Genomic DNA, 270 nt, shown 5'->3' on the forward strand with positions numbered 1-270 from the left:
ACCCCCGCCGGCATCTCGCACCACCGGGGCGACAGCGACATGGGCGACCTGCCCCACCGCGTCCCCCCGGACCCCCGCTACTTCACCGCCGACGTGCACGTCACCCCCGACGGACGCGCCCGCATCGGCAACCACACCTACAGCCCGGAGGAGTACGGCGACCTCCTGCGACGCAACGGCTGGGACGGCAACACCCCCATCCGCCTCATCGGCTGCGACGCCGGCAGCAACGACTTCGCCAACCGCCTCTCCCACCACACCGGCGCCGAC

At 73.0% G+C, this 270-nt stretch carries 1 protein-coding gene; it reads left to right on the plus strand.

The window, feature by feature from the left end:
- A partial coding sequence (locus tag ADK67_RS52560; RefSeq protein ID WP_197289470.1) for a hypothetical protein occupies positions 1-270 on the plus strand: 270 nt, incomplete at both ends.

The sequence above is a fragment of the Saccharothrix sp. NRRL B-16348 genome (assembly GCF_001280085.1).
Classification (GTDB): Bacteria; Actinomycetota; Actinomycetes; order Mycobacteriales; family Pseudonocardiaceae; genus Actinosynnema.